The following is a 21045-nucleotide window of genomic DNA, read 5'->3' as shown; positions in this document are numbered from 1 at the left end:
GATGGTTGTCATCCCCGTCATTTCCTCCAAGGGCGGTGTAGGCAAGACCACGATCGCCGCCAACCTCTGCAGCGCACTCGCCCAGCGCGGCCGGCAAGTGCTGGCGATCGACCTCGATCCGCAGAACGCCCTGCGCTTCCACATCGCCAACGAGCCGCAGGCCGGCGACAGCGGACTGGTCGAGGCCGCCACAGGCCTGATGCCGTGGGCGCGCGCCATCCGGCAGGCCCATGCCGGCGTCATGCTGCTGCCTTTCGGGGACGTCGACGACGAGCGCCAGATCGCCTTCGAGCAGCAGTTGGCCCGCAATCCCGGATGGCTGGCCGAGACGCTCGCGCGCTTCGGCCTGCCGGGCGACACGCTGGTGTTGCTCGACACCCCGCCCGGCCCCTCGGTGTACCTGCAGCAGGCGCTGCGCGCGGCCCACTTCGGCATCGTCACGATGCTGGCGGACGCCGGCTCCTTCGCCACCCTGCCGATCATCGAGCGCATGCTCGACAAGTACGGCCGGCCGCGCGCCGACTACCTCGGCACCGGCTACGTGGTGAACCAGGTCGACCCGGGCAAGCGGCTCAACAGCGACGTCTTCGAGATGCTGCGCCAGCGGTTGCGCCCTGAACTGCTGGGCGTGCTTCACCTGGACCAGGCAGTGCCCGAGGCACTGGCCTCGGCCTCGCCGGTGCACCGCTATGCGCCGATGAGCCAGGCCACCCAGGACATCGCCTCCTGCGCCGAGCGGCTGCTCGAGCGCATCGACACCGGCCGGCAGGCCGCGTCTTTCCCATCCCTGCGGACCCTGGAGCCGAACCGATGAAAAGCGCCCGGTCTGTCCCTCTGCAGCAGCCCGCGCCACGGCCGGCGCCCGCCATCCTGCGCCTGCTGCCCGTGCGCATCCTCGGCTGGATCGTCGCCCTGACGATGCTGCCCGCGCTGATCATCGCGCCCATGACCCTGGAGCAGCAGATCGTGCTGTCGGTGGGCATCTTCCTGGCGGCGCTCGTTACCAACCGGTTTCGCGGCCGCTTTGCCAGCCTGGTGCTGATCTTCCTGTCGGTCGTCGTGTCCTCGCGCTACACCTACTGGCGCGTGACCGAGACCATGTTCATGGACAACCCGGTCGACCTGGTGCTGGGCGTGGGCCTGCTGGTGGCCGAGCTGTACGCCTTCGTGGTTCTGCTGCTGGGCTACGTGCAGACCGCCTGGCCGCTGGAGCGCAAGCCGGTGCCGCTGCCGGAAGACCCGGCCGAGTGGCCGACCATCGACCTGCTCATCCCGACCTACAACGAGGCGCTGTCGGTGGTGCGTTCCACGGTGCTGGCCGCGCAGCTGATCGACTGGCCGCGCGACAAGATCAAGATCTTCGTGCTCGACGACGGCCGGCGCGAGGAGTTCCGCGTGTTCTGCGAGCAGGTCGGCGTGACCCACGTCACGCGCGACAACAACCGCCACGCCAAGGCCGGCAACATCAATGCCGCATTGAAGAACACCACCGGCGAGTTCGTCGCGATCTTCGACTGCGACCACATCCCCACGCGCTCGTTCCTGCAGATCGCCATGGGCTGGTTCGGGCGCGACCCGAAGCTGGGCATGGTCCAGCTGCCCCACTATTTCTTCTCGGCCGACCCGTTCGAGCGCAACCTCGACACCTTCGGCAAGGTGCCCAACGAAGGCGAGCTGTTCTACGGCCTGATCCAGGACGGCAACGATCTCTGGAACGCCACATTCTTCTGCGGCTCCTGCGCGGTGCTGCGCCGGAACATCGTCGAGGAAGTCGGCGGCATCGCGGTGGAGACCGTGACGGAAGACGCCCACACGGCACTGAAGATGCACCGCCTGGGCTACAGCACGGCCTACCTGGCGCTGCCGCAGGCGGCCGGCTTGGCCACCGAAAGCCTCTCGGGCCACGTGGGCCAGCGCATTCGCTGGGCGCGCGGCATGGCGCAGATCTTCCGCATCGACAACCCGCTGTTCGGGCGCGGCCTGCACTGGGCGCAGCGCCTTTGCTACGTGAATGCGATGCTGCACTTCCTGTACGGCCTGCCGCGGCTCATCTACCTGACGGCGCCGCTGGCGTACCTGTACTTCGGCGCGAGCGTGATCCACGCCTCGGCATCGATGATCTTCGCCTTCGCGCTGCCTCACATCCTGCACGCCAACCTGACCAACAGCCGCATCCAGGGGCGCTTTCGCTACCTGCTGTGGAACGAGGTGTACGAGGCGGTGCTGGCCTGGTACATCTTCCGCCCGACGCTGGTGGCACTCATCAACCCCAAGCTCGGCAGCTTCAACGTGACGGCCAAGGGCGGCCTGATCCAGGAAGAGTATTTCGACAGCACCATCGCCAAGGCCAGCCTGGTGCTGCTGGCGCTGAACTTCGTGGGCGTGTGCCTGGGCGCGTGGCGCCTGAGTTGGGTCGACCCGCAGAACATCGCCACCGTCTGGCTCAACCTGGCCTGGACCATCTACAACATGATGATCCTGGGCGCCTGCGTGGCGGCGGCCAACGAGTCGCGCCAGCTGCGCGGCGCGCACCGCGTGGAGCTCGTGCTGCCGGCCACGCTGTACTTCGCCGACGGCCGCTCGCTGCGCTGCAATACCTTCGACTTCTCCAGCGGCGGCCTGGGCGTGGACCTGCCGCAGGACATGAAGCTCGATGCGGAAACCCCGGTCGTGGTTGCGCTGTACCGCGACGACCAGGAGTCGCGCTTTGCCTCCACGGTGCGCTTCAGCAGCGGCAAGCGCCTGGGCCTGCGCTTCGCGCCGATGAGCTTCGCGCAGGAACGCGCACTCGTGCAGTGCACGACTGCGCGCGCCGACATCTGGGCCGCCCGCTGGGGCAACCATCCGCGCGTGCCGATCCACCGCGTGCTCGGCCACCTCATCAGCATCAGCGGCACCGGCTTTCGCGACATGTTCAGCCACTACTACCGTGCAGCCACCTCGCGGCTGCGTCCTGCCAAAGCGAAGGAATCCACGTGACGTTCACCCTGCGCGCGCATCGCCGCGACGCGTCCCTTGCCCGCGCAGCCTCGCCCTCGTTCGCCGCCAGCGCCGTCCTGCTTGCGATCGCCTTCGCTGCCGCCGGCGGCGCCGTGGCGCAGCCGGCGACCAGTGCCCCGGCAACCGCATCGGCGGCAGCCAGTGCAACCGTGCGCGAACTGAACCTCACGCAATTGGGCATCGACTACGCCGTGCAGCTGCGCGGTGTCAGCGGCACCGTCGGCATTCCGTTCAACGTGCGCGCCGACGAGCTGGTCACGGCCGCCTCGTTCAAGCTGAACTACGCGTATTCACCCTCGCTGATTCCCGAGCTGTCGCACCTCAAGGTCACGGTCAACGACGTGCTGGTGGCCACGCTGGCGGTAACCCGCGCCGAAGCAGGCCGGCCGCAGACGGCCGACATTCCGATCGACCGCCGCCTGATCACCGAGTTCAACCGCATCAACGTCGAGCTCGTCGGCCATTACACGCGCGAGTGCGAAGACCCGGCCCACACCAGCCTGTGGGCGCGCATCGACGCCTCCAGTTCGCTGAAGCTGACGGTGGCGCCGCTGAAGCTCGCGAATGACCTGGCCGCGCTGCCCCAGCCATTTTTCGACCGCCGCGACGTGCGGCGCGCACGCATTCCCTTCGTCTTCGGCGCCGCCGCCACGGGCCCTGTGCTCGAAGCGGCCGGTGTCGTGTCGTCGTGGTTCGGCGCGCTGACCGACTACCGCGGCGCGACCTTCCCCGTGTCCAGCGGCGAACTGCCCACCGGCCACGCGGTGGTGTTCGTCACGCCGGAGTCGGCCATTGCAGGCCTCGCGCTGCCCGCCATCCAGGGCCCGGGGCTGGCGGTGGTCGACAACCCGCGCGACGCCACCGGCAAGCTGCTGCTGGTGATGGGTCGCACCCCGGACGAACTGCGCACCGCCGCCGCGGCGCTGGCGCTGAACAGCAAGGCCTTCGCGGGCGCGACAGCGGCGGTCACCGCCTTCCAGGAACCGCCGGCGCGCAAGCCCTACGACGCGCCGCGCTGGATTCCGAGCGACCGCGCGCTGCAGCTGGGCGAACTGGCGACGGCCGCCAACCTGTCGGTGACTGGCTACAACCCCGACGTGGTCCGCATCAACCTGCAGCTGCCGCCCGACCTCTTCACCTGGCGCAGCCGCGGCATTCCGCTCGACCTGCAATACCGCTACACGCCGCGCGTGCGGCCCGACCAGTCGACGCTGAACGTCAACGTCAACGACAACTTCGTGGGCGGATTGCCGCTGCGCTCGGCCAACCCGGCCGGCGACAGCTGGTGGAACCCGCTGGCCGTGAAGCTGATGCCCGACGGTACGCTGGCCGAGCACCGGGAAGTGATCCTGCCGCCGCTGGCCATGGGCCCGCGCAGCCAGTTGCGCCTGCACTACTACTTCGAGCCCGTGGGCGGGCGCTGCGTGCCGCAGCTGGACAACGTGCGCGGCTCGATCGACCCGACCTCCAGCATCGACGTGTCGGGCTTCCCGCACTTCATTGCCATGCCAGAACTGGCGGCCTACGCCAACGGCGGCTTCCCGTTCTCGCGCATGGCCGACCTATCCGAGACGGCCGTCATTCTTCCGGACCAACCCAACGACACCGATACCGAGACCTACCTCGGCCTGCTCGGCCAGATCGGCCGCTCCACCGGCTACCCCGCGCTGCGCGTGAAGGTGGGCCGCTCGGCGGAGGCCGCTCAGTGGGCCGACAAGGACCTGCTCGTCATCGGCAACCTGCAGAGCCAGCCGCTGTTCACGCAATGGGCCGACAAGATGCCGCTCAAGCGCAACGGCGCCGCGCCCGAGCTCAAGCTCGACAGCTGGATCGACAACGCCGTCAACTTCGTGATCGGCGCCCGCACGCGCCAGGACCTGCCCGGCTCGATGCAGATCGCGGTGAGCAGCGACGGCCGCGACGCCGTGCTGGCCGGCTTCGAATCGCCGCTGCGCAGCGGCCGCAGCGTGATCGCCGCCATCACCGGCCCCGACTCGAAGGAGGCGCTGCTCAACGCGCTGATGACGCCCGACCTGCTCAAGAGCGTGCAGGGCAGCATGACGATCGTGCGCGACACGCAGGTCAACAGCGTGCTTGGCGGCGACACCTACTACGTTGGCCGCCTGCCTCCGATCGCCTGGGTGCAGTGGCACCTGTCGCGCAGCCCGCTGATGCTGGCCGGGCTGGTGCTCGTGCTTGCGCTGCTGGGGGCGGCCGTGTCGTACGCCGGCCTGCAGTTGCGGGCACGCCGCCGGCTGTCGGTCGGCGAAGTGAAGAGGGCGAAGTAGCGAGCCCATGCAACGTTCGCCCATCACGCCTTCCCACGACCGCCTTTCGGGCAGGCGCGCCCTTCTGCGCGCGGCCGGCCTCGCGCTGGCGCTGCCGAAGCTCGTGACAGCGGCACCGGCGACCGCACCGGCCCAAGCGCCCGCGGCTTCCGCATCCGCCGCCGCTGCCCCTGCCGACACGTGCCACCCCGCCACCGACTGGGCCGCCTTCGCCGCGCGCCACATCCAGCCCGACGGCCGGGTGATCGACTTCAACACGCCGCAGCAGCAATCGACTTCCGAAGGCCAGTCCTACGGCATGTTCTTCGCGCTGGTGCACAACGACCGCGCCACTTTCGCGCGCGTGCTGGCATGGACCGAAGCCAACCTCGCGAATGGCAGCCTGGCCAAACAACTGCCGGCCTGGCAATGGGGCCGCAAGCCCGAGGGCGGCTGGGGCGTGCTCGACCCCAATGCCGCGTCGGACGCCGACCTCTGGATCGCCTATGCGCTGATGGAAGCCGGCCGGCTGTGGAACGACGCCAACTACCGCGCACTCGGCCGCAGCCTGCTGGCGCTGGCGGTGCGCGACGAAGTCATCGCCGTGCCCGGGCTCGGCCGCATGCTGCTGCCGTGGCCCAAGTCGGCGGCCGGCGGGCCGCTATGGCGGCTCAACCCGAGCTACATGCCGCTGCAGCTGCTGCGCTACTTCCAGCAGGCCGACCCGACCGGTCCGTGGAGCGAGGTCACCGAGAACACGCTGCGCATGTTCGGCGCCGTCACGCCGAAGGGCTTCGCGCCCGACTGGTGTGCCTGGTCGCAGGATTCGCGCGGCTTCGTGGCCGATCCGCAGAAGGGCGCTGCCGGCAGCTATGACGCGATCCGCGTCTATCTCTGGGCGGGCATGCTGTCCGACAAGGACCCGGCGCGCAAGATGCTGCTGCTGAGCCTGCGTGGCCCGGGCCAATTGCTGGCCGACCACCAGCCGGTGCCCGAGTACGTCGACACCACGAGCGGCGCTGTGCGCGGCATGGCGCCGCTCGGTTTTTCGGGTGCGATGCTGCCTTACCTCAAGGCGCTGGGCGCCACCGACGCGCTGGCCGCCCAGGTCGCCCGCGTGCCGGGTGGCCGCGCCGCACCGCCCGTGGCGCCCTTGCCTTATTACGAACAGTGCCTGTTGCTTTTCGGCCAGGCCTGGCTCGACGGCCGGTACGAATTCGGTCGCAATGGCCAGCTGCAAACCTCATGGAGGACGCTATGCCGTTCCAATCGACCGGCTTGAAGCCGAAGCGTCTCGCACCGATGGCCTGCCTGGGCATGCTCGCCGTGCTGTGCACCGCCAACCCCGCGCATGCACAGGCCGATGCCAGCGCGGCGCTGACCGAACAGGGCAACTACTGGCAGGCCCAGGGCCGCGCCGACCTTGCCGAGGAAAGCTGGAAGAAGCTGCTGAGCGTTCAGCCGCAATCGACCGATGCGATGTACGGCATGGCGCAGGTCGAGCTCTCGCGCGGCAATTCCGAAGCGGCGCGCAGCTGGATCGCGCGGCTGCGCACCGCAAACCCGAACGACGCCCGCATTGCCCGCCTGCAACAGCAGTCGCAGCAACCGGCCGGCCAGCAAAGCACGCTGCAGCGCGCCCGCGCCGCAGCGCGTGCCGGCCGCTCCGCCGAGGCGGTGGAGCTGTACCGCAGCCAGTTCGACAACCGCCCGCCGCCCGAAGCGATGGCGCTTGAGTACTACCAGGTGCTGGCCAGCACGCCGCAAGGCGCCGACGAGGGCCGCAAGGGCCTGGAGCAGCTGGTGAAGGACCACCCGGAGAACGCCGGCTACCGTCTTGCATTGGCCCAGCAGAAAACCTACAGCGAAGCCACGCGCCGTGCAGGCATCCGCGAACTGGCCGAGCTGACGAAGCAGCCCGCCGTGGCCGGCGCCGCGCGCGCGGCCTGGCGCCAGGCACTGATCTGGCTGGACGCGCGCCAGCCCGACGTTCCTCTCTACCAGGACTATCTGGGCAACAACCAGACCGACGCTGCCGTGGCCGCACGGCTTGAAACGCTCACCACCGCCAAGACGGCGGCGGCCAATTCACCCGACGTGCCCGTGGGCGAAGGCTTCAAGGCACTGGACCGCGGTGACGCGAACACCGCCGAGCAGCGCTTCCAGCAGGCGCTGCGCGCCAAGGCGGACGACACCGAGGCGCTGGGCGGCCTGGGCCTCGTGCGGCTGCGCCAGGAGCGCTTTGCCGAGGCACGGGAGCTGCTGGAGCGAGCAGCGCGCGGCGGCGGCGGCAAATGGAATTCGGCACTGCAAAGCGCCACCTACTGGGCGCTGGTCGGACAGGCCCGCGCCGCGCAAGCCAGGAACGACACGCGCGGTGCGCAGGCTCTCTACGAGCGCGCCGTGCGCATCGACCCGCGCGAGCCCGTGGGCCAGAACGCGCTGGCCGACCTGCGCGCCGCCGCCGGCGACTACGCCCAGGCCGAGCAGGGCTACAAGCGCGTGCTCGAGAGCAGGCCGCAGAACACGCAGGCGCTGCGCGGCCTGATCTCGCTGTACGGCCAGACGGGCCGCCCCGACGAGGCGCTGGCCCTGTCCCGCCGCCTCACGCCCGAACAGACCACCCAACTCGGCGGCCTGCGCGACATCCAGGTCGAGCAGGCGCGCAACCGCGCCCGCCAGCAGGCCGAGGCCGGCGATGCCACTGGCGCGCAGCGCACGCTCGAAGATGCGATGCTCGCCGCGCCCGACAGCCCGTGGGTGCGGCTGGACCTGGCCAACATCTATCGCAGGCAAGGCCTGGTGTCCGAGGCGCGCGGCGTGATGGAAGGGCTGCTGATGTCGCAACCCGACATGCCCGACGCGCTGTACGCCAGCGCCCTGCTCGCCTCCGAGACCGGCGATGCGGCGGCGGGCATCCAGTACCTCGAACGCATTCCTGCCGGCTCGCGCACACGCGACATGGCCGCGCTGCAACGCCGCCTGTGGGCGCAGTCGCAGGCTGCGCGCGCGCTGGCACTGGCCCGCCAGGGCCAGGTCGACGCTGCGCGCGGTGTGCTCGCGCAGACCGAGGCGGCGCTCAGCGCCGACATGCCGGCCGAACTGTGGGGCCAGCTCGCGGGCGCCTACGCCGAGATCGGCGATGCGCCGCGCGCCCTTTCCATGAGCCGCCAGCTGCTGGCACGCACGCCGAGCCCGAGCATCGGCGACCGGCTGCTGTATGCGTCGGTGCTGCTCAAGACCAGGCAGGACATCGAGCTGTCGGCCACGCTGCGTCAACTGGCGAGCGCCAACATGACGGCCGCCCAGCGCAACGACTTCGACAACCTGCGCGTGGCCTTCGCGCTGCGCCAGACCGACGCCCTGCGCGAAGCCGGCAACCTCGAGGCTGCCTACAACGCCATGGCGCCGGTGCTCGCCGAGCGGCCGAACGACCCGCAGGCGATGGCCGCACTGGCACGCCTGTATTCGGCGGCGCGAGACGAAGGCCAGGCGCTGGCGCTGTACCAGCGCATCCTGCAACGCAACCCGACCGACCTCGACACCCTGCTCGCCGCCGCCGCCAGCGCCAGCGCGCGGCGCGAACACAGCGAGGCCGAGAACTACGTGATGGCCGCGCTGAAGCAGGCGCCCGACCAGTCGCGCGTGCTCGCGGCGGCCGGCCGCGTCTACCGCAACGCGGGTGACAGCCGCAAGGCCGAGCAGTACCTTCGTGCCGCGGTGGACGCCGAACGGCAGGTCGCCTCTGGCGGCTTCGCGCCGGGCGGCGTGCCCGTGCAACAGATGCCCGCTGCCAATCCGTTCGCCGGCATGACTGGCGGCGCGCCGGGCGCGGCCGTGCCCGCGGGCTATCCACCCGCCAACGGCAACCCGTTCGCGCAGGCGCGCACGCAGCCGGTGGGTTATCCGGCGGCACCGGTCGCCGGGGCTTATCCGGCGGCAGGGTATCCCGCTTACCCCGCGGCAGGCGCGCAGGCCTACCCGCCAGGTGCCCTGCCCTGGAATTCGACGGCGCCCGCCGCATCGGACGCCAAGGGCCGCCAGTCGACGGCCAAGGCGTCGACGCGCAACGCGCGCAACAACCCGAGCAACAACGTGCCGCAAGCCTCGGCCTACGCTGCACCATCGATGCAGCCCTTACCGCAGTATCCGGTGCCAGGCATGCAGCAGGTTGCGCCGGTCTACATTCCGCAGGCGCAGCCTCAACCCGGTCAACCTGGCGGCTATCCGGTCTATCCGCAGGCCAACGCCGCCTATGCGCAGGCCAACACACCGCGCACCGAGCCGAGCTGGAATGCACCGCTGCGCACCGCGCCTGCCAACACGCTGACCTCGGAGCTGCAGGAACTGGAGGCGCAGCGCGCGGTGAGCCTCACGGCAGGCACGGTCTACCGCAACCGCGCGGGCGAGGCCGGCCTGAGCCGGCTCTCCGATTTCCAGTTGCCGGTGCAGGCGCGCTTCCCGGTCGGCGAAGGCAAGATCGTCGTGGGCGTGACGCCCACGGTGCTCGACGCCGGCACGCCCGCCAGCGACTACGCAACGGGCAGCCGCTTCGGCGGCGGCCCCGCGGCGGCCCTCAAAGCACTGACCACCGGCGCATCGCCTGGCCAGCAGAACGCGTCCGGCGTCGGCCTGAACGTGGGCTACGAAGGCAAGAACCTCGATGCCGGCATCGGCACCACGCCGCTGGGCTTTCCCACCACCAACGTGGTCGGCAACGTCACGTTCAAGGGAAGCTTCGGCGACTCCTGGAACTACAAGGCCGACATCTCCCGCCGCGCTGTGACCGACAGCGTGCTGTCGTTCGCGGGCGCGAAGGACGAGCGCACCAACGAGCGCTGGGGCGGCGTGGTCGCCACCGGCGTGCGCGGCGACATCGGCTACGACGACGGCACCTACGGCGTGTACAGCTACCTGGCGGCGCACGGCATCACCGGCAAGAACGTGGCCAGCAACTCGCGCGTGGAAACCGGCGGCGGCGCGTACCTGCACCTGATCAACAGCCCCGGCTCCAAGCTCACGCTGGGCATGAACATCGGGCTGATGGGCTACGAGAAGAACCTCAGCTACTACACATTCGGCCAGGGCGGCTACTTCAGCCCGCAGAGCTTCGTGAGCGTGGCCTTCCCCGTCGACTGGACCGGCCGCAGCGACCGGCTCTCGTGGCGCGTGAACGCGTCGCTCGGGGTGCAGTCGTTCACCCAGAAGACATCGCCCTACTTCCCTACGGATCCGTCGCGCAACAGCGCGGCGTCTAGCGCGGCCGTACAGGCGCTGGCGCTGGGCCTGAGCAGCGCGGCATACAACAACATGTATGCCAGCAGCTCCAAGACCGGCCTTGCCTACAACCTGGCTGCGGTGCTCGAGTACCAGCTGGCGCCGAAGATGTTCCTGGGCGGCGCGCTGGGCTTCAACAACGCGCAGAACTATCGGCAGTTCACGAGCAGCATCTATCTGCGCTACGTGTTCGGCGGTTCGAGCAGCATCGGGGCGCCCGGGTATGACGGCGGAAGCGGCACCACGCTGAAACCCATGACCTCGCCCTATACGCCGTTGCTCTGATTCCGGCAGGGTCCGTGAGCTAGGCGACGTCGGGCAACGCCGCCACGCCGGGCCGTTCGTCCTTGCCCCATAGCGGGGCGCTCTCATACTGCGCCACCCATTGCACGATGTCCTTGGCCGCCATCGGCATCGCGATGCCGTAGCCCTGGCCCAGCGTGCAGCCCAGCGCAAGCAGCGCTTCGCCCTGCTTCACCGTTTCCACCCCCTCGGCCACAGCCGTGAGGCCGAGCGCGTGCAGCAGCGCGACGATGCCCTGCACGATGGCGCGGTCCTGGTCGTTGTCGAGCATGCCGCGCACGAAGGACTGGTCGATCTTCACGGTCGACACCGGCAATTGCCGCAGGTAGGTGAGCGACGAGTACCCGGTGCCGAAGTCGTCGATGGTGACGCCCACGCCCAGCATCTTGCAGGCCTCGACGAACAACGCGACGTTCGCAAACTGGCTGATCGCCGTGGTCTCGAGGATTTCGAGCTCGAGCATGCCCACGCCCATCTTCGGAAACTGCGCCAGGTGCCGCGCGAGCCGTTCGACGAAGTCCCAGCGCATCATGTGGCGCGGCGCCACGTTCACGCTCACCGAAATCTGAAGGCCCGCCAGGCGCCACTGGTGCGCCTGCCACAGGGCCGTGGCAATGGCCCAGTCGCCCACCTGCTCGACCAGCTGGTCGTCTTCGATCAGCGGCACGAACTGCGCCGGCGGCAGCAGGCCGCGCTCGGGGTGCTGCCAGCGGATCAGCGCCTCGACACCGGCCACCACGCCGCGCCGCATGTCGACCTTGGGCTGGTAGACCAGGAAGAACTCGCCCTGCAGCAGGCCTTCCTGGATGCGCTGGCGCTCGCGCACCACCTGTTCATCGGCGCGCGCCTGGGGCGCGTCGAAGTAATGCACCTTGCCGTCGGCCGCGCGCTTGGCGAAGAAGGCCGCGTGCTGCGCCTGGCGCAGGGCTGTCTCTGGTGGCGGGCCGTTGCTGTCGAGCATCATGGCGCCGATGCTCGCGCCGATGCTGGCTGTCTGGTCGCGCCAGCTCCAGGGCTCGCCGAGCGAGGCCTGGATGCGCTCGAGCACCTGGGTGCACTGCGAGGTTCCGATACCGGCGAACAGGGCCGCGAACTCGTCGCCGCCCACACGGGCCATCACGCTCTCGCGCGGCAGCTGGGCCTTGATGCGGCGAGCCACCTCTTCAAGGGCCGCATTGCCGGCGACCATGCCGAGGTGATCGTTCAGCTCGGCAAAGCGGTCGACGTCGATGTAGCAGACGGCAGCCAGGCGTTTGCCGGCGCGGGCCCAGTCGGCCATCAACGGGCGCAGCACTTCATCCGGCGGAAGACGTGCCGACCCGTCGTAGTACGACGGCAAGGAGACTGTGGGTTGCTGGTTCGACAAAAGACTGGGGCTCCGAAAGTCGCGGGCTATTGTTCTCCCAATCCGGGCCGTTCCACACCTTGCAGTGAGATTTTGTTACAGACGAGGTGTACGAACAACACTCGTGCATACAGTGTGGCTAGCCGCAATAGGCGCCCACCACGCGTCCGGTGGGCTCGACCTGCACGTTGAGCCGCGTCATGTCTTGCGCCGGGTCGGCGGCTTCGGTGGCCAGCACGGTGCGTGCCACGCGGGCGCCGGAGCGCTGGCGCATTTCTTCCAGCAGTTGCTGGCTGATGCGCAACCCCAGGCCGAAACGCACGGCCGTGGCCTGGCAGGTTTCCGGCGGTGTGACGAAGCTCGGGGGTTCAGGCACTTCCGATGTCAGGGGCCGGTCGGCCGGGGGCGTCTGGCAGCCAGCCAGCAAAAGGCCCAGGGCCACAGCCGGCAAGCCGGCCCGGAGTCGACCGTTCGTGATGCGCATCTGTCTTGCTCCTTCTTCTTCAATCTGGGCGGAAGCTTATTCGACTCCGGGGCCACTCCCGTGGCAGGGATTAAGTCAATGGTCCGCAAAGCGGCAACCAATTCACGCGACGGCTGTCTGGCGTCGCATTCGGGGTCATTCAGGGCGTATGCTGGCCGCGACACGCGCAGTTCGGGCCCCAGTTCAGGCACTTTGGCCGCACACCCATGACACCTCCTCCCGCCACCGTCTTCCTGATCGACGTCGACAACACCCTGCTCGACAACGACCGCGTCGTGGCCGATCTTCGCGCCCATCTCGAGCAGGCCTTCGGCGCCGAAAGCGCCGGCCGCTACTGGGTGGCCTTCGAGCAATTGCGCAGCGAGCTCGGCTACGTCGACTACCTCGGCGCCCTGCAGCGCTACCGCGCCGAAGAGAGCCGCCGCGGCATGAGCGATTCGCGGCTGCTGCTGATGTCGAGCTTTCTCATCGACTACCCCTTTGCCGACCGGCTCTACCCCGGCGCGCTGGAAGCCCTGAAGCACCTGCGCCGCCACGGGCCCACGGTGATCCTGTCTGACGGCGACGTGGTGTTCCAGCCGCGCAAGGTGCAGCGCTCGGGCCTGTGGGACTCCACCGAGGGCCGCGTGCTGATCTACGTGCACAAGGAGCAGATGCTCGACACCATCGAGCAGTGCCACCCCGCCCAGCACTACGTGATGGTGGACGACAAGCTGCGCATTCTTTCGGCCATGAAGGCCATCTGGGGGCCTCGTCTGACGACGGTCTTCGTGCGGCAAGGGCACTATGCACTTGATGAGCAGGCCATTGCCGCCTACGCCCCTGCCGACATCACCGTCGAACGCATCGGCGACCTGATCAACTTTGACTTTCCATCGACATGAGCCAAGCAACCAACCCTCTCGCGGGAAAGCCCGCCCCTCTCGAACTGCTGGTCAACGTGCCGCGCCTGATCTCGGCCTACTACACCGGTCGGCCCGATCCGTCGGTGGCCAGCCAGCGCGTGGCCTTCGGCACCTCGGGGCATCGCGGCTCCTCCTTCGACGATGCATTCAACGAATGGCACGTGCTGGCGATCAGCCAGGCCATCTGCGACTACCGCAAGCAGAAAGGCATCGACGGTCCGCTCTTCCTCGGCATCGACACGCATGCGCTGTCGACGCCTGCCTTCAGCAGCGCTGTCGAGGTGCTCGCGGCCAACGGCGTCGAGCTGATGATCTCGAAGGACGACGAATACACGCCGACGCCGGCCGTGTCGCACGCCATCCTGGTCTACAACCGTGGGCGCACAAGCGGTCTGGCCGATGGCATCGTCATCACGCCCTCGCACAACCCGCCCGAGAGCGGCGGCTTCAAGTACAACCCGCCGAACGGTGGGCCGGCCGGCACCGACATCACCTCCGCCGTCGAGGCGGCGGCCAACAAGATGCTGGCGAACAAGCTCGAAGGCGTGAAGCGCATGCCGCTCGCGCAGGCGCTGCGCGCATCGACCACGCACCGGCACGACTACCTGAACACCTACGTCGAAGACCTGGCGCAAGTGCTCGACATGGACGCGATCCGTGACGTGAACCTCGACCTGGGTGTCGATCCGCTGGGCGGCGCGGGTGTGCGCTACTGGCCCGCGATTGCCGAGCGCTACAAGCTCACGCGCCTGAACGTGCTGAGCCAGGAGGTCGACCCGACCTTCCGCTTCATGTCACTCGACTGGGACGGTCGCATCCGCATGGACCCGTCGTCGCCCGACGCCATGCACAAGCTGATCGAACTGAAGGACCGCTTCGGCATCGCCTTCGCCTGCGACACCGACCACGACCGCCACGGCATCGTCTCGGGCAGCACCGGGTTGATGCAACCCAACAGCTACCTCGCGGTGATGATCGACTACCTCTACACGCACCGCCCGCAATGGCCGGCGCAGGCAGCGGTCGGCAAGACGGTGGTGAGCAGCCAGATGATCGACCGCGTCACCGCACGGCTTGGCCGCAGGCTGTACGAGGTGCCGGTGGGCTTCAAGTGGTTCGTAGACGGGCTGGTCGATGCGTCGCTGGCCTTCGGCGGCGAGGAAAGCGCGGGCGCGACCTTCCTGCGCAAGGACGGCTCGGTGTGGACCACCGACAAGGACGGCTTGGTGCCTGCCCTGCTCTCGGCCGAGATCGCCGCGCGCACCGGGCGCGACCCGGGCGAGCGCTACGCCGAGCTGACGCAGGCGCTGGGCCAGCCGGTGTCAGACCGCGTGGATGCAGCAGCCACCGTCGAGCAGAAGAAGCGGCTGTCGAGCCTGTCGCCGGAACAGATCCGTTCGACCGAGCTGGCGGGCGACAAGATCGTCAATGTGCTGAGCCATGCGCCGGGCAACGGCGCGGCCATCGGCGGCGTGAAGGTCGTGACCGACAACGGCTGGTTCGCCGCGCGGCCCTCGGGCACGGAGAACATCTACAAGATCTACGGCGAGAGCTTCAAGGGCAAGGAACACCTCGCGCGCATCCTCGAAGAGGCTCAGCAGGTGGTGGACGGAGCGCTCTCGGGAGCCTGAACGCATGCAGACGCTGGTGCTGCGGCTGAACCCGGGCGACGACCTGCGCGCCTCGCTCGATTCGGCATTGAAGCAAGGCGGTGCCGAGGCTGCGTTCGTGGTTTCGGGCATCGGCAGCCTGAGCGGCGCGAGCATCCGCTTTGCAGGCGCAGAGAGCGCGGCGCGCATCGAAGGCGACCTGGAAATTCTCACGCTCGCGGGCAGCCTCTCGCCGGACGGCTCGCATCTTCACATCAGCGTGTCGGATGCCGAGGGGCGGGTCTTCGGAGGCCATGCAGCGCCCGGATGCTCGGTGCGCACCACGGCAGAAATCCTCATCGCCGTGCTGCCCGACTGGCAGTTCGCGCGCACGCACGACCCGCTCACCGGCTACGCCGAACTCAGTGCGGTTTGTCGTTCAGGTCGTACTTCATGATCCGGCCATGGCGGCCTTCGAGGTCGCGCTCGACGGCGTAGACATCGCCGCTCGGCGCGTTGCGTTGCGAGAGCACTGCATCAAGCGACGCGAGGTCGGCCGCGTCGAGTTGCAGGTCGAGCACCTTCAGGTGGTCCGCCAGGTGGTCGCCGCGCCGCACGCCGACGATCACTGCCGCGACGGACGGCTGCTGCAGCACCCAGCGCATCGCCACGGTCGAAATCGACACGCCATGCCGCAGCGCGATCTGCTTGAGCTGCGCCAGCAGTTGCTGGAACAGGTCCCAGCCGCCGAAGTCGTCGATGATGAGCTTGTACTTGACCAGCGAGCGGTTCTCGAACGACTGGCCTGGGTCGCTCACGCCGAGCCAGCGCTCCGAGAGGAAGCCGCCGGCCACGCTGCCGTAGCACAGCAGCTTCATGCCTGATTGCTCGCAGTACGGCGTCATCAGCGGCAAGGGCCGCTGGTCGAGCAGCGAATACTGCACCTGCATGCTGAACAGCGGCGCGCCGGCGTCGGCCAGTTCGCGCACATGCGCCGTGTCGAAATTGGTGCCGCCCACGCGGTCGATCTTGCCGGCGCGCTGCAACTCCAGGAGCCAGTGCGCCACCTCGAGGTAGCGCGGCACGCCGTAGTCCCACCAGTGGAACTGCACGAGGTCGAGCCGCTCCATGCGCAGGCGCTTCAGCGAGCGATCGATGATCTGCTCGACCTGGCGCTTGTCGATGCTCGGCAGGAGGGCGAGGTCGGGCACGAACTTGGTGTGCACGCGCAGTTGGGAAAGGCTGTCGCGGCCGTGGCGCTGCAGGTAGTCGGCGCGGAACTCGCCGATCATTTCTTCCACGCCGGTGTAGATGTCGGCGCAATCGAAGGTGGTGATGCCAGCGTCGTAGTAAGCCGCCATGTCGGCGATGGCACCTGCATGATCCACGTCGCCGTGGCCGCCGGCCAGTTGCCATCCTCCCTTCAGCAGGCGGGAAATTTCATAGCCGGGCGCGAGCTCGATGCGATGGTGCGAATGCTGCGAGGGATTCATGAAGACTCGTTCGATGGATGGACAACCGCCGTGGTGTCGGCGTGGCGAAAAGTGCGCAGCCCCATGCGGGTGATGCGAAAGCGCGAGGGGCAGTTCGGGTCGGGGCAGGCCACCTCGGCGTCGGTGCTCATCCAGTCGTTCGCGTCGGTGGGCCGCTGCTTGGCGGCCAGCAGCGGCAGCAAGGCGCCCAGCGAATAAATCGAGAAGCCCTGCCCCTCGGGCAGATGCAGCATCTCGCCGCGCAGCTCGAAATAGTCGCCGACCTTGGCACCGCAGTAGATGCGGGCGCCTTCCGGCGCGACGACTTCGACGCGCAGGTCGTGGAGCGTGAAACTGGGGTCGGGGGTCATCGTGGGCCTCGCGTGTTCAGGGGTTGGGCGGCGTCACCGACAGGATGATTTCGGTCGGCGCCTGCGACTGGTTCAGATAGCGATGCGGCAGGCGCGAGTCGAACGAGATGCTCTCGCCCGCCAGCACCGGGTAGTCGACGCCCGCGATCTGCGCCACCAGCGCGCCCGCGACCACGTACACGCACTCAGTCGATGCGTGGCCGCGCGGTTCGTCCGCCGACACCTGACCCGGCTGGAGCACGGCGCGCAGCACTTCGAGCTGGCCGTTGCCGGCCGTCAGGCGCTCGTATCCGACCTGCCCCTTGGGCGCAGTGAGCAGCGAGCGTTCGCCCGGACGGCTGATCCACACCGAGGGCGGCGCGGGCTCGGAGAACAGCGACGAGACCGATTCGCCGAACACGCCGGCCAGCCGGCGCATGGTTTCGAGGCTCGGGTCGGTGACCGAGCGCTCGATCTGGCTGAGCAGCGTGGCCGACACACCGGCCTGGGCTGCGAGCTCGCGCAAGGACAGGCCGCGCACGGTCCGCAGCTCTTTCAATCGCTCGCCGATCATCCGGTCGCTCCGTTGTCTGTGCAGTGTGGCTTCATTGGATGGCGATGGTATGTGCTGTGTGGCTGCACGTCAATGGTGCACTCGCGTCACATTTGTGCATTGGTATTTTCTCGGGTAGTAGCTGAAATCCAGCTTGCGCTTTTCGACAATCCGATTGCACACTCCAGCCAGTTTTTGTGCAGTATCACTTTACAGGAGCAGAGAGATGGTCGACACCCCTCCCGCGCGCAGCAGCGATTCACCCCGCCTCGGCCATCGATGGTTGCTGGTCTTCCCCTTCGTCTGGCAGGCCTGCCTCGCGCCGGCGGTGAACGACATCGCGGCCAGGCCCTTCGGCATGCCCTTTCCCATGTTCTGGCAGATGGCGGGCATCGTGCTCACGAGCGTGGTGATCGCGATCGTCTTCAGGCTCGACGCCCGGGCCGGCGTCGAGGCCGAAGAGGCCGACTTCCTCGACAGGAGCCTGAAGGCCGAAGACGCTGGCAAGAACGACAAGGACGGCGCGGCATGAAACTCGCAATCGTCCTCGCCATCCTGCTGGCCACGGTGGCAGGCGCCATGGCCTACGGCCGCCGCACGCGCCACGGCAAGAGCTTTGCCGACTGGGCCGTGGGCGGCCGCAGCCTCGGCACGCTCGTGTTCTGGTTCATGAATGCGGGCGAGGTCTACACGACCTTCGCGGTGCTCGGCATCTCGGGCTACGCCTGGGCACTGGGAGCGCCCGCGTACCTCGCGTTCTGCTCCGTCTCGATGAGTTACGCGGTCGGCTACTGGCTGATGCCGAAGATCTGGCGCGCGGGACGGCTGCGCGGGCTGCTCACGCAATCGGACTTCTTCGCCGCGCGCTACGACGCACCCTGGCTCGGCGTGCTGACGGGCCTGGTGGGCATTGCGTCGCTGGTCGTGTACGTGCAGATCCAGCTCGTCAGCCTCGGGCTGATCGTGCAACTCACGCTGGGCAACAGCATCTCGAGCGAAGCCGCGACCATCGGCGCGGGCGTGCTGATGATCGCCTTCGTGTTCGCGGCCGGTGTGCGCTCCGCCGCCTTCGCGGCCGGCGTGAAAGACATCCTGATGGTCGTCGTCGTGGTGCTGCTCAGCGTGACGGTGGCCAGCAAGGTCGGAGCAGCCTCGCTGATGGACCTGTTCTCGATGGCGGAAGCCAAGCACCCGGGCATCGGCAAGTTCCCGGGACTCGACGCCACCTCGCCCACCACGGCGATCTGGCTCATGACCTCGGCCATCAACATCGCGCTGGGCAACTGGGTCTTTCCGCACCTGTTCCAGATGTCGTACACGGCGCACAGCGCCACCGCGATCCGGCGCAACGCGATCTGGCAGCCGCTGTATTCGCTGGCCTACTTTTTCATCATCCTGCTCGGCTTCGCGGCGCTTCTGGCGAACACGCAGCCGCCGGGCGGTAACCTGAACGCGGCCCTGCTGCAGTTCGTGTCGGACCGCTACCCGGCCTGGACGGTCGGGCTGCTGGCTGGCACGGGCTTTTTGCTGGCGCTGGCACCGGGCTCGCTGCTGCTGCTGACGGCGGGCTCGATCTTCACGCGCAACGTGGTGCGGCCGTTTCGCCCGGGGCTGGGCGAGCGCGGGTCGCTGGCCTTGTCTCGCGGCTCGTTGGTGGTGTTCGCGGCGATTGCGGTGTGGCTGTCGATCAGCCAGAAGGGCTCGCTGGTGAAGATTTTGCTCGACGCCTATTCGGCCATCGGCATGCTCGCGCCGGGTGTGTTCCTCGGGTTCCTCTGGAAGCGCACGAGCGCGGTCGGCGTGCTGGCCGGTCTGGTCGCGGGCTTCGTTGCGCTGCTGGCACCGTTCGCTGCGAAGTTCTGGGCGACCGCGGTGCCGCAGTGGGAGGCGGGGCTGATTGCAATGGCGATCAATGCGGCCGTGGTCGTGGTGGTGAGCCTGGCCACCCGGGCGCCGCAGCGCGATGCGGTCGCGCTGGGGTTGCAGATCCGGGCGGCCTGATCAGCCTTCCAACGCTTCCACGCGCAGCGTGACCACCGGGCCGGCTACTTCGGGCCGCGCCTGAAGTGCATGCACGGCGAGGTCGAGCGCGCCCTGCACCACCGGCCCGGCCAGCACCAGCACCTGCGGTCCCGCGCCGGTGCACTCGGCCGCCAGCGCGACTTGCCGCACGGGCACCTTCTGCGCTGCGAGACAGGCCGTGACCGCCTGGATCTGGCCGACCGCATGCACCGGCACGCGCAGGTAGTGTGAGGTGTCGACGGCCGCGCGCGGCAGCACCGCCAATGCATTCGTCGCATGCGCGTGAACGCCCAGGTGCGGCACATGCTGCGCGGCGTCGACGCCGTCGAGCCGCGCCACGTCCACGAGGTCGGCGATCACGGCCGAAGCCGTTTGCTCCGAGCCGGCGCCCGCGCCGTAGTACATCGTGAGGCCAGCCGCGTCGCTCTTGACCATGACGGCGTTCATCGAGCCCTTCACATGCGCCATCAGGTGGTCTTCGGGTACTAGCGCAGGCTGCACGCGAAGTTCAACGCCAGATGCTTGCCGCCGCGCCACGCCCAGCAGCTTGATGCGGTAGCCGAGCTGTTCGGCACACGCCACGTCCACACCCTGCAGGGCGGTGATGCCCTCCACCTGCGCATCGGCAAAGCGCAGCGGCATGCCGAAAGCGTTGGCGGCGAGCAGGGTCAGCTTGTGGGCGGCGTCGATGCCTTCGATGTCGAAAGTCGGGTCGGCTTCCGCATAGCCCAGCGCCTGTGCTTGCGCGAGCGCGGCGGCGAAGTCGAGGCCCTCGTCGCGCATCTTGCTCAGGATGAAGTTGGTGGTGCCATTGATGATGCCGGCCACCCACTCGATGCGGTTGGCCGCAAGGCCTTCACGCAGCGCCTTGATGATGGGGATGCTCACGGCCACTGCCCCCTCGTAGGCGACGACCACGCCTTTCTCCCGCGCGGCGGCGAAGATCTCGGTGCCGTGCACTGCCAACAGGGCCTTGTTGGCCGTCACCACGTGCTTGCCGTGCGCGATGGCGGCCAGCACCCAGTCGCGCGCCGGGCCTGTGCCGCCTGCCACTTCCACCACCACGTCGACATCGGGGTGCGTGGCCACATGCATTGCGTCGGCCGTGAGCGGAACGCCCTCTCCCACGATGCCGGCGGCCCGCGCCAGGTTGCGCGCCGCGACGATCACGAGCTCGATCGAACGGCCGGCACGCGCCGCGATGTCGGCCCGGTTGCGCGCCAGCACGCGGAAGGTGCCCGAGCCCACGGTGCCGATGCCAATCATCCCCACGCGCAGGGTACGAATGGCCGCGGGGCGGCTGTGCAAGGGCTCGAAGGATTCAACGGGATCGCGGTACATGGACATCTCCAGACGAAAAAACAAAACCCAGCTGCCAGAGCTGGGTTCATTCGTTCGGGGAGAGAGCGATACACCAGGTGGCTGCCGGAACGGCCACCTGCGCGTGTCAGGTGACCGCGGTGGTAATGGTGGTAATC

The 21045-nt window shown here is 68.5% G+C and carries 16 protein-coding genes; 10 read left to right on the top strand and 6 right to left on the bottom strand.

Going from position 1 to position 21045, the window contains the following annotated elements; all coding sequences use genetic code 11:
* Window position 1 precedes the first annotated feature (1 nt).
* Genes bcsQ through NWF24_RS13395 form a run of 5 tightly spaced genes read left to right on the top strand, consistent with a single transcriptional unit; the run spans window position 2 to window position 10829 of the window.
* Window positions 2-814: a cellulose biosynthesis protein BcsQ gene (gene bcsQ / locus NWF24_RS13415; protein WP_176928837.1), complete on the top strand. Its 813-nt coding sequence runs from the start codon at window positions 2-4 to the stop codon at window positions 812-814.
* Window positions 811-2979: a UDP-forming cellulose synthase catalytic subunit gene (gene bcsA, locus NWF24_RS13410; RefSeq protein WP_258354570.1), complete on the top strand. Its 2169-nt coding sequence runs from the start codon at window positions 811-813 to the stop codon at window positions 2977-2979. Before bcsQ ends, bcsA begins: the two co-directional genes overlap by 4 nt.
* Entirely contained in the window at window positions 2976-5288 is a 2313-nt protein-coding gene (gene bcsB, locus NWF24_RS13405) for a cellulose biosynthesis cyclic di-GMP-binding regulatory protein BcsB (RefSeq protein ID WP_258354569.1), read from the top strand. The genes bcsA and bcsB overlap by 4 nt, the downstream gene beginning before the upstream one ends.
* 7 nt (window positions 5289-5295) lie before the next feature.
* Window positions 5296-6549, top strand: coding sequence for a cellulose synthase complex periplasmic endoglucanase BcsZ (gene bcsZ, locus NWF24_RS13400; RefSeq protein ID WP_258354568.1), 1254 nt, complete (start codon window positions 5296-5298; stop codon window positions 6547-6549).
* The gene (locus NWF24_RS13395) at window positions 6525-10829 is read left to right on the top strand and encodes a cellulose synthase subunit BcsC-related outer membrane protein (protein ID WP_258354567.1); all 4305 of its coding nucleotides are present in this window, start codon (window positions 6525-6527) and stop codon (window positions 10827-10829) included. The genes bcsZ and NWF24_RS13395 overlap by 25 nt, the downstream gene beginning before the upstream one ends.
* A 19-nt stretch (window positions 10830-10848) precedes the next feature.
* On the opposite strand, the gene NWF24_RS13390 is transcribed toward NWF24_RS13395, so the two are convergent.
* Together NWF24_RS13390 and NWF24_RS13385 are read right to left on the bottom strand one after the other, a co-directional pair.
* On the bottom strand, window positions 10849-12213 hold the full coding sequence (locus NWF24_RS13390; RefSeq protein ID WP_258354566.1) for a putative bifunctional diguanylate cyclase/phosphodiesterase: 1365 nt from the start codon (window positions 12211-12213) through the stop codon (window positions 10849-10851).
* A 118-nt stretch (window positions 12214-12331) separates the two neighbouring features.
* Complete coding sequence (locus NWF24_RS13385) at window positions 12332-12676, bottom strand: hypothetical protein (RefSeq protein ID WP_093173357.1); 345 nt, start codon at window positions 12674-12676, stop codon at window positions 12332-12334.
* 206 nt (window positions 12677-12882) lie between these two features.
* On the opposite strand from NWF24_RS13385, the gene NWF24_RS13380 reads away from it, so the two are divergent.
* The 3 genes from NWF24_RS13380 to NWF24_RS13370 are packed head-to-tail and all read left to right on the top strand — an operon-like array spanning window position 12883 to window position 15627.
* Entirely contained in the window at window positions 12883-13560 is a 678-nt protein-coding gene (locus NWF24_RS13380; protein WP_258354565.1) for an HAD family hydrolase, read from the top strand.
* Window positions 13557-15212: a phosphoglucomutase (alpha-D-glucose-1,6-bisphosphate-dependent) gene (pgm, locus tag NWF24_RS13375; RefSeq protein ID WP_258354564.1), complete on the top strand. Its 1656-nt coding sequence runs from the start codon at window positions 13557-13559 to the stop codon at window positions 15210-15212. Before NWF24_RS13380 ends, pgm begins: the two co-directional genes overlap by 4 nt.
* A 4-nt stretch (window positions 15213-15216) precedes the next feature.
* On the top strand, window positions 15217-15627 hold the full coding sequence (locus NWF24_RS13370; RefSeq protein ID WP_258354563.1) for a PPC domain-containing DNA-binding protein: 411 nt from the start codon (window positions 15217-15219) through the stop codon (window positions 15625-15627).
* On the opposite strand, the gene NWF24_RS13365 is transcribed toward NWF24_RS13370, so the two are convergent.
* From NWF24_RS13365 to NWF24_RS13355, 3 genes are read right to left on the bottom strand one after another with little or no spacing between them, the layout of a single operon-like run.
* A complete protein-coding gene (locus NWF24_RS13365) occupies window positions 15593-16663 on the bottom strand; it encodes an aldo/keto reductase (RefSeq protein ID WP_258354562.1) in 1071 nt (356 codons plus the stop codon). The genes NWF24_RS13370 and NWF24_RS13365 overlap by 35 nt on opposite strands.
* The gene (locus NWF24_RS13360; protein WP_258354561.1) at window positions 16660-17013 is read right to left on the bottom strand and encodes a TIGR04076 family protein; all 354 of its coding nucleotides are present in this window, start codon (window positions 17011-17013) and stop codon (window positions 16660-16662) included. Before NWF24_RS13360 ends, NWF24_RS13365 begins: the two co-directional genes overlap by 4 nt.
* A 16-nt stretch (window positions 17014-17029) precedes the next feature.
* Window positions 17030-17566, bottom strand: coding sequence for a cupin domain-containing protein (locus tag NWF24_RS13355; protein ID WP_093056923.1), 537 nt, complete (start codon window positions 17564-17566; stop codon window positions 17030-17032).
* Window positions 17567-17771: 205 nt separating this feature from the next.
* Between NWF24_RS13355 and NWF24_RS13350 the strand changes: the two genes are divergently transcribed.
* Both NWF24_RS13350 and NWF24_RS13345 read left to right on the top strand, forming a co-directional pair.
* Entirely contained in the window at window positions 17772-18077 is a 306-nt protein-coding gene (locus NWF24_RS13350; protein ID WP_258354560.1) for a DUF3311 domain-containing protein, read from the top strand.
* Window positions 18074-19546: a sodium:solute symporter family protein gene (locus NWF24_RS13345; RefSeq protein WP_258354559.1), complete on the top strand. Its 1473-nt coding sequence runs from the start codon at window positions 18074-18076 to the stop codon at window positions 19544-19546. Before NWF24_RS13350 ends, NWF24_RS13345 begins: the two co-directional genes overlap by 4 nt.
* Here the strand turns inward: NWF24_RS13345 and NWF24_RS13340 are convergent, their stop codons facing one another.
* The gene (locus NWF24_RS13340; RefSeq protein ID WP_258354558.1) at window positions 19547-20908 is read right to left on the bottom strand and encodes a homoserine dehydrogenase; all 1362 of its coding nucleotides are present in this window, start codon (window positions 20906-20908) and stop codon (window positions 19547-19549) included.
* Between the last annotated feature and the right edge of the window lie 137 nt (window positions 20909-21045).

The sequence above is a fragment of the Variovorax paradoxus genome, from assembly GCF_024734665.1.
In the GTDB taxonomy this organism is placed as follows: Bacteria; Pseudomonadota; Gammaproteobacteria; order Burkholderiales; family Burkholderiaceae_C; genus Variovorax.
Note: the sequence above shows the minus strand (reverse complement) of the source record. Positions and strands in the feature narration are given on the sequence as shown.